Origin of the sequence: Nonomuraea sp. SBT364, assembly GCF_001083785.1 — a bacterium.
Classification (GTDB): domain Bacteria; phylum Actinomycetota; class Actinomycetes; order Streptosporangiales; family Streptosporangiaceae; genus Nonomuraea.
Window position 1 is genome coordinate 1 of record NZ_LAVL01000272.1, and the last position, 6,870, is coordinate 6,870.

A 6,870-nucleotide genomic window follows, 5' to 3' on the forward strand; every position below is an offset into this window, starting at 1 on the left:
CCCGGCCCCGCCCCCCGTCGGCCCCCCCGCCCCCCCCCCCCCGATCCCTCGGCCCCGTGCCGGCGCCGCCGGTGACCCGTACCGCGGCCGGGCCCACCCCGCCCGCCCCCCGCCCCCAGCGCGCCGTAGGCGGCGGCGCCCGCCACCGGCTGGGAACCCGATCGCCCGGCCGGGCTGCTGGTGGAGCTGCCCGGCCGGGCGATCGGGTTCCCGGAGCCGCTGGCGGGCGCCGCCGCCTACGACGCGCTGGGCGCGGGGACGCGGGCGCGGCTGCACCTGGCCGCGGTACGGGTCACCGGCGACGCCGGCACGGCGCTGAGGCATCGGGCGGCGGCGGCCGGCGGGCCAGACGAGGCGCTGGCCGGGGAGCTGGCCCGGTACGCGGCCAAGGAGGCGCAGCACGGGCTGTGGCACGAGGCCGCCGCGCATCTGGAGCTCGCGGCGGGGCTCAGCGATTCGCCGGTCCGGCGTGACGAGTTGCGGACCGCCGCGCTGGAGCACGTGCTCGCGGGCGGCGACGCCGTACGGGCGGCCGAGCTGGCCGAGGCCCCGAACGGCGATCCGCGGCCGGTGCGGCGGCACGTGCTGGGGCGGCTGGCGCTGGCGTGCGGACGGCTGGAGGAGGCGGGGCGGCTGCTGACGGAGGCGTGGCCGCGCCGCGAGCCGGGGTTCGCCGCGGACGTCGCCGAGCAGCTCGCCTGGCTGCACCTGCTCACGGGGGAGCGGGCCGAGGCGGCCCGGTGGGCGCGGGTGGCGATCGAGCAGCCGATCCAGGGGCCGGTGGGCAGGCCGTACGACGTGCTGGCGCTGAGCGGCAGGCCGTGCGACGGCGCGCCCGGCGACAGCCTGGCCACGGCGGTGGAGCTGATGCGCGCCGACGAGGTGGGCCGGGCCCGGGCCGTGCTGGAGCGGGTCGTGGCGGCGGCGGGCAGGGCGGGGCTGCCGTGCCACCGGCTGCTCGCCGAGGGGCTGCTGGCGGCGGCCGAATACCGCGACGGGCGGTGGGAGGACGCGCTGGAGCGGGCGGAGCGCGCCGCCGCCGAGGCCGCCGAGCTGGGGCAGCTCTGGCTGGTGCCGAGCCTGGAGGTGGTGTGCGTGGCGCCGCTGGCCGCCCGCGGCGAGCACGAGCGGGCCCTCGCGCACGTGCGCACGGCGCGCGCGGTCGCCCGTCGGCAGCACAACGCGCTCGGTGAGGCGCAGGCCGATCTCGCGCTGGGCCTGCTCGGGACGGGGCTGCCGGACGCCGGCGACGTGTTCGTGCCCGACACGCGTCCGCAGCTCGTCGAGACGTTCGTGGCGGAGGGGGCGCTGGGCGAGGCCGAGGCGGTGCTCGCCGGGATGGACTCCGGCGCCGTGTCCGACGGGCCGCGGGCGCGGGCCCAGCGGGCCAGGCTGGCGGGCGTGCTGCTGGCCGGCAGGAACGTTCCAGCGGAGGCGGAGAAGAAGTTCGCCGAGGCGCTCACGCTGCTCGCGGGCGGCGTGAACCCTCTGGAGGAGGCGCGGGCGCTGCTCGACCTGGGGCGGCTGCTGCGCCGTACCGGCAGGAGGCGGGCGGCGGCCGAACGGCTGCAGGCCGCGCGGGCGATCTTCGCGTGGCTGGGGGCGCGGCCGCTCGTGACGCGGTGCGCGCGGGAGCTGGAGGCGTGCGGGCTGGAGCCGGCGGTGACGGCGCGGCTCGGGCTGACGCCGCAGGAGTTCAGCACGGCCACGCTGGTGGCCGACGGGCTGACCAACCGGCAGATCGCGCGCGAGCTGCTGATCAGCGTCAAGACCGTCGAGTATCACATCGGCAAGATCTACACCAAGCTCGGGATCGGCTCCCGCGTGGCGCTGGCGGCCAAGCTGGCCGCCTACGGCGGGCGTTCCTGAACACGACCCGGGCGCGTGCGCGACGCCGCCACGCACGCGCCCGGGCTCACCCCCGCCCGCCGCTTCGGGGTGCAGGCCGGTGGCCATGCCGGCGGCGTACGGGGGGAGCTCACGTCACACGCGGATCCACGAGGTGACCACCGGGCCGCCCTCGCGCGGGGTGACCCGCAGGCGCAGCGGGCCCGGCGGGAGCGGCGCGGCGGTGAAGCGGCCCAGGTCGTCCGAGCGCAGGCGCAGCTCCGAGTCACGGCGCTGCACGCCGATGTCGGCCGCCTCACCCGGCAGGACCCGCCCCACCAGCCGCGACCCGGACACCTCCAGCTCCACCACCACCTCCCCCGCCCGGAACGTCAGCAGCCGCGGGCTGGCCGGGCCGCGCACCCGGGTGGCCGGCTCCTCGTCCCACGAGTCGAACTCCAGCAGGGCCAGCTCCGCGTCGAGCGTCCGCAGCGTGAACGCCTGCATGGCGTCGTCCAGCAGCTCAGGCGGCACCGGGTCGAGCAGGTGGGCGATGTTGCGCAGCTCGTCTTCCAGATCGAAGCCGTCATCCATGTCGTTCACCCCGAACTCACCCCGACATCACTCGAAATCACGGGAGGTCCCCGTCACCCCGCGGCGCGCGACCAGCACGCCGAGCCGCTTCAGGCAGCGCCCCCGCATGGGGCCGACGCTGCCGACCGCGATGCCCAGCCCGGTCGCGACCTCCTGATAGGTGGGCCGGGGCGAGGCGATGAGCACGCGCAGCAGGCGGCGGCAGCGCTCCGACATCTCCTCGAACGCCGCCCACACCTCCCGCGCCCGCTCGGCCTCGGCATCGGCCTCCTCGGCGTCCAGCAGCAGCCGCTCCGGCGATCGTTCGTCCACGTCGAAGCCCATCAGTCCCACGTCGCTGACGGGGATGACCCTGCCGCTGGTCCTGATGACGCGTAACGCCTCGTTCCTGGCCGTGCTGGCGAGCCAGGCGCCGGTCTTGTCCGGATCGCGGATCCGGGTGAGGTGCTCGGCGAAGCGGAACCACGTCGTCTGCGCCACGTCCTGGGCATCGGCGGGGGTCGGCAGGTAGGCGCGGGCGACGGCCCACACCAGCCCGCTGTAGCGGTGGTAGAGCTCCTTCCACGCGCCGGCATCCCCATCCGCTGCTGCCCTGACGAGGGCTGCGGTGTCGTCCACGGCGGTCCTTCCCTGTCCAGGGGCGGAATGCTCACGATGATATTTCGTGAGCCGCTCAAGGACAGAGGGGCCGCCCCTCACCGCAGGTAACCGGTCAGGTCCGGTACGGACAACCGCGTCTCGACCAGCTGCCGGGCCGCCTCGCGTGAGGAGATCCCGGCCTCCGACATGCGCGCCGCGATCAGCCCGGCGATCACCGGGGTGGCGAACGACGTGCCGCTCCACATCGCCAGCCCGCTGAAGGTCGCCTTGTCGCCTTCGCGCAGCGGCGCCACGCAGGTGCAGCCCGGGTAGAAGCCGGCCGGATGGAAGCGGCAGGTGGTGCGGTGCGGGTAGCCGTACTCGTACGGCCCGGACGTGAAGGCGTTGACCATGCGCTCGCCGGGAGCGTAGACCTTGACCCAGCTCCCGTGGTTGCTGAAACAGGCTCTGCCCCGGCCGTCCTCGCGCAGCGCGCCCACCGACACGACCACGTCGCCGGTGGCGTTGACCGGCTCGCCGGCGTAGGCGGCGGGCCAGAACGGATCCGTGGTGCCGTCGTTGCCGGCGGCCGCCACCAGCACCGTCTCCGGGTGCAGGGCCAGCTCCGCCATGAAGTCGGCCAGGCCGAGCAGGGTCCGCGCGCTCTCCGTCTGCGTGCCCGCCGACAGGGAGATGATGTCGGGCCAGCCGTGGGTGTCGAGCGCGTCGCGGATGATCAGGCCCAGCTGGTCCTCCATGACCGCGCCGCCGAACGGGAAGGCGTTGTGGACGCGCACGTCGGCGGCCGGCGCGGTGCACCGTACGACCCCGGCGATGAACGTGCCGTGCCCCACGTACGGCTTGATCAGCCCGTTGGCGTCGAGCTCGTCGCCTGACGAGGTGACGTCGCCGTGGACCTTCGGGATGCCGGGCACGCCGTCGCTGGCGGCCAGCCACTGGTGGTCGAGGTAGTCGTGCACGAGGCCGGTGTCGATGACGGCCACCCGCACGCCCGAGCCGCGGTCGTCGCCCGCCCGGGGAGGCTTGAGCGCCTCGGCGCTCGGCACCGGCTCGTCGCCCGGGCACAGGTTGACCCCCGCCACGGTGACGAAGTGCACCGGCGTGGACGGGATCCGCCGGCTCGTGAGCCGGTCGGCGACCAGCCGCGCGTCCCGGTCGCCGACGTACAGCCTGCGCACCGACACCCGCCCGGCGTCGCCCTCCGGCGGCCAGGTGACGCGCAGGTCGGCGTCGCCGGGCACCAGCTCCTGGACGAGATCCGCGCCGCGGTCCAGCTCGGCGGCCGGGACCAGCACGTGGTCGGCCAGGTGCGCGAAGGACGGATGGACGCCCGAGCCCGGCGCCGCCCCGTCAGGACCGGCCACCGCCCGCAGGCCGTCCGGCAGCGCCTCGTTGAGCATGTCGAGCTGCGCCCAGAAACGGGTGTCGCGGCCTGGGTCGGGTGTGCTCATCGTCTGCCCTCCTGAAGGAAGAAAGGGGCCTATGCCTCTATGAGCGGCCACGGCCGCCGTTGATACACGCGCGGAGCCGGTTCTACCATCGATGGGTGCCCGGAGCCGGTGTTCCCGACGATCCGCACGACCTGCTCGACATGGTGTTCGCGCGCCCGCAGGAGGCGCTCAAGGCCGCCAGGGCGATGCTCGACGCCGGTCGCGGCCCCTACGACTGCTCCATCGCCCGGCAGGCGATCGGCATCATGCGCCGCGACTTCGGCGACCTGGAGGCGGCCATCGCCGAGCTGCGGCAGGCCGTGCGGCTCGCCCGCCGGGCCGGCTCGCCCGACCGCGAGGCCGACGTGCTGGCCACGCTCGGGGTCGCGCTCGTGCAGCACGGCCGCACCCGGGCCGGGCTGGCGACGCTCGACCAGGCCGCCGCGCTGTCCGGCGGCACCACGCGGGCGCGGGTGCTGTTCCGGCGCGCGGGCGCCCGGTGGATCCTCGGCTGGCACCGGGAGGCGCTGGACGACCTGAGGGCCGCCGCGCCCACGCTCCGCCGGGCCGGCGACACCGTGTGGGCGGCCCGCGCGCTCACCCTGCGCGGGCACGCCCAGCTCGCGCTCGGCTCCGTGCAGGCCGCCGACGCCGACTTCCGCACCGCGCAGGGCATGTTCGCCACCACCCGGCAGGAGCACGACTCGGTCGTCGCCGTGCAGAACCGCGGCGTCGCCGCCTTCGCCGCCGGCGACCTGCCCGCCGCTCTCGACCTGCTGGAGGAGGCCGACGAGGGGTTCCGCAAGCTCGGCACGCCGATGCTGGACCTGGTCGCCGACCGGTGCGCCGTGCTGCTGGCCGCCGGGCTGTCGCGGGAGGCGCTGGAGCAGGCCGACGGCGGGCTGCGGCTGCTCGACCGGCTGCGCGGCCAGGCCACCCGGCGGGCCGAGCTGCTGCTGCTCGCCGCCCGGGCCGCGCTGCTGGCCGCCGACCCCGGCACCGCCGGCGAACGCGCCGCCGAGGCCCGCGCGCTGTTCGCCGGGCAGCGGCGCGCCTGGTGGGCCGAGCACGCGCGGATCATCCTCGTCCAGGCCGAGCTGGCGCGCGGGGCGGCCACGCCGCGGCTGCTCGCCGACGCCCGGCGGCTCGCCGGGCGGCTGGCCAGGCTCGGCTCGCCCGAGGTGTGGCAGGCGCACCTGCTGGCCGGGCGCACCGCGCTCGCGCTCGGCGACGCCGCCGGCGCCGAACGCCACCTGTCGGCCGCCGCCCGCGTCCGGCACCACGGCCCCGCGACGTCCCGGGCCGGCGGCTGGCTGGCCGAGGCGCTGCGCGCCGACGCCGCCGGGCAGCCGCGCCGCCTCCTGCACGCCTGCCGGTCGGGGCTGGCGCTCATCGAGGAGCACCGGCTCACCTTCGGCTCCTCGGAGCTGCGCGCGCTCGTCACCGCCCAGGGGGTCGAGCTCGCCAGGCTCGCGCTGCGGCACCTGCACGCCGCCGGGCGCAGCCGCGAGCTGCTCGCCTGGACCGAGCGGTGGCGGGCCACCGCGCTGGCCGTGCCGCCCGTGCGGCCGCCGGACGACCCCGAGCTGCTCGCCCAGCTCGCCGCCCTGCGCAGGCTCGACCAGCTGCTCGGCCGGGCCCGCTCCGACGGCGCCGCCTCCGCCGCCACGCTCGAACGCGACAGGGCCCGGCTGGAGGCCAAGGTACGCGCCACGACGCTGCGCATCCGGGGGACCGGCGCGGGCGAGGCGCGCGGGCCCGGCTGCGACCAGATCCTCGGCGCGCTCGGCCCCGGGGGCCGCCTGGCCGAGCTCGTCGTCATCGACGGGACCCTGCACGTGCTGCTGTGCGCGGGCGGGCGGGTGCGCGCCTACGAGGCCGGGCCCGCCGCGACGGCGGTGGCCGAGATGGAGTACGCCCGCTCCCGCCTGCGGCGCTTCGCCTACGACCGCGAGCCGCCCCGCGACGAGCTCGCCGCGCTCGGCGGCCGGCTGGAGGCCGCGCTGCTCGGGCCCGTCGCCCGGCTGCTCGGCGGCGGGCCGTGCGTCGTGGTGCCGCCCAGCGTCCTGCACGCCACCCCGTGGGGGTTGCTGCCGTCGCTGCGGCGCACCGCCTTCAGCGTCGCGCCGTCGGCCGCCGCCTGGCTGCGCGCCCCCCCCGCCGCGCCCCCCTCCGGCCGTGTCGTGCTCGTACGCGGCCCCGACGTCCCCAACGCCCGCGCCGAGCTGCACGCCATCGCCGCCCTGTACGGCCACCCCGGCACACCGGACGACCGTCCCCCACCGCCGGCCCGGCCCGGCGGGCAGTCCCCAAGATCAGGGGAACGGGAGGCAGAGGCCGGCCGGGGGTCGGCGTCCTCCCGAGAGCGGGCCGCGGCGGCCGCGGCGGGGTCCCCCGGCGCTTATCCACATCCGACGCT

General features: G+C 77.3%; 5 protein-coding genes. 2 read left to right on the plus strand and 3 right to left on the minus strand.

Features of this window, described 5'->3' with window-relative positions; translation table 11 throughout:
- Positions 1-180: 180 nt before the first annotated feature.
- Positions 181-1,869, plus strand: coding sequence for a helix-turn-helix transcriptional regulator (locus ADY59_RS45875; RefSeq protein WP_049577218.1), 1,689 nt, complete (start codon positions 181-183; stop codon positions 1,867-1,869).
- Between the two features lie 114 nt (positions 1,870-1,983).
- On the opposite strand, the gene ADY59_RS50880 is transcribed toward ADY59_RS45875, so the two are convergent.
- The 3 genes from ADY59_RS50880 to ADY59_RS45890 all read right to left on the minus strand — a co-directional run bounded on the left by ADY59_RS50880 (position 1,984) and on the right by ADY59_RS45890 (position 4,472).
- Complete coding sequence (locus tag ADY59_RS50880) at positions 1,984-2,421, minus strand: hypothetical protein (RefSeq protein ID WP_049577225.1); 438 nt, start codon at positions 2,419-2,421, stop codon at positions 1,984-1,986.
- Positions 2,422-2,448: 27 nt separating this feature from the next.
- Complete coding sequence (locus ADY59_RS45885) at positions 2,449-3,039, minus strand: RNA polymerase sigma factor (RefSeq protein ID WP_049577220.1); 591 nt, start codon at positions 3,037-3,039, stop codon at positions 2,449-2,451.
- 77 nt (positions 3,040-3,116) lie between these two features.
- Complete coding sequence (locus tag ADY59_RS45890; protein ID WP_049577223.1) at positions 3,117-4,472, minus strand: S8 family peptidase; 1,356 nt, start codon at positions 4,470-4,472, stop codon at positions 3,117-3,119.
- Positions 4,473-4,567: 95 nt separating this feature from the next.
- Here ADY59_RS45890 and ADY59_RS45895 point away from each other — a divergent pair.
- A partial coding sequence (locus ADY59_RS45895) for a CHAT domain-containing protein (RefSeq protein WP_053175807.1) occupies positions 4,568-6,870 on the plus strand: 2,303 nt, incomplete at its 3' end.

Excerpts from the sequence above, each read along its gene's own strand:
- ADY59_RS50880 (WP_049577225.1), bottom strand. The coding sequence starts at position 2,421 with ATGGATGACGGCTTCGATCTGGAAGACGAGCTGCGCAACATCGCCCAC.
- ADY59_RS45890 (WP_049577223.1), bottom strand. The coding sequence starts at position 4,472 with ATGAGCACACCCGACCCAGGCCGCGACACCCGTTTCTGGGCGCAGCTC.